The following is a 1,649-nucleotide window of genomic DNA, read 5'->3' as shown; positions in this document are numbered from 1 at the left end:
TACATATTCGGATAGTTTGGTCCGTCGCCGCCTTGTGGGGTGACCCAGGTGATGTTCTGGTTGGGGTCCTTGATGTCGCAGGTTTTGCAGTGCACGCAGTTCTGGAAGTTGATGACGAACTTGGTGTCCTTGCCCGGTTCCTCGACGAATTCGTAGACCCCGGCCGGGCAGTAGCGCGCCGCCGGGCCGGCATATCGGGTCAGGCTGTCGCGCACCGGCTCTTCGGGATCGCTCAGACGCAGATGCGCGGGCTGGCTTTCCTCGTGATTGGTAAAGGAGAACGCCACGTTGGTCAGCCGGTCAAAGGACAGCGTGCCGTCGGGCTTGGGATAGTCGATCGGCTTGTGCCGGTCGGCCGGTTCGGTCGCCGCGGCGTCGGTCTTGCCATGGCCCAGCGTGCCGAACAGCGAAAAGCCCAGGCTGTTGGTCCACATGTCCAGACCGCCCAGGGCCAGGCTGGGCAGCATCCCCCATTTCGACCACATCGGCTTGACATTGCGCACCTTTTTCAGATCGGCGCCGATCGCGCCCTGGCGCACCTCGGTCTCGTAGGCGTCCAGCGTGTCGCCGGCGCGCCCGGCCTGCAGCGCCGCATGCGCGGCCTCGGCCGCGGCCTTGCCCGACAGCATCGCGTTGTGGTTGCCCTTGATCCGCGGCACGTTGACCATGCCCACCGAACAGCCCAGCAAGGCCACGCCCGGCGCCACCATCTTGGGCATCGACTGCCAGCCGCCCTCGGAAATCGCCCGGGCGCCATAGGCCACCCGCTTGCCGCCCTTCAGCAGATCGGCCACCATCGGGTGATGCTTGAAGCGCTGGAACTCCATATACGGGAACAGATGCGGGTTCTTGTAGTTCAGATGCACCACGAACCCGACATAGACCTGATTGTTTTCAAGGTGATAGATGAAAGACCCGCCGCCGGCATTGCCGCCCAGCGGCCAGCCCATCGTATGGGTGACCTCGCCCTCGCGGTGCTTGGCCGGGTCGATTTCCCAGATCTCCTTCATGCCGATGCCGAATTTCTGCGGCTCTTTCCCGGCACTCAGGTCGTATTTCGCGATGACTTCCTTGGCCAGGCTGCCGCGCACGCCCTCGGACAGAAAGACGTATTTGCCGTGCAGCTCCATGCCCGGCTCGTAACCGGGACCCTGGCTGCCATCGGCCTCTTTGCCGAACTCGCCGGCGACCACGCCCTTGACGCCGCCGGCATCGTCATAGACCAGCTCGGAACAGGCCATGCCGGGGAAAATCTCGACCCCCAGCGCCTCGGCCTGCTCGGCCATCCAGCGGCAGACATTGGCCATGCTGACGATGTACTTGCCGTGATTGCTCATCAGGGGCGGCATCGGCCAGTTCGGCACCCGCAGCTTGCCGGCCTCGCCCAGCATATAGAAATTGTCCGCCCGCACCGGCACGTTCAGCGGCGCGCCCTTGTCCCGCCAGTCCGGGATCAGCGCGTCCAGACCGCACGGATCCAGAACCGCGCCCGACAGGATATGCGCCCCGACCTCGCTGCCCTTCTCCAGAACCACGACATTCAGATCGCCGTCCAGCTGCTTCAGCCGGATCGCAGCAGACAACCCCGCAGGACCAGCCCCCACGACCACAACGTCATACTCCATCGCTTCGCGTTCGATCTGGGTCAT

1 protein-coding gene is annotated in these 1,649 nt (G+C 64.3%); it reads right to left on the bottom strand.

All coding sequences use genetic code 11. The annotated features are described in order from the left end of the window. Window positions 1–1,649 (bottom strand): electron transfer flavoprotein-ubiquinone oxidoreductase (locus ACFMPD_RS17495; protein ID WP_380997314.1); only part of this gene is annotated, 1,649 nt, incomplete at its 3' end.

Origin of the sequence: Sedimentitalea sediminis, from assembly GCF_042687825.1 — a bacterium.
In the GTDB taxonomy this organism is placed as follows: Bacteria; Pseudomonadota; Alphaproteobacteria; order Rhodobacterales; family Rhodobacteraceae; genus Sedimentitalea.
The sequence above is the reverse complement of the archived record's forward strand: the minus strand, read 5'-3'. Positions and strand labels throughout refer to the sequence as shown.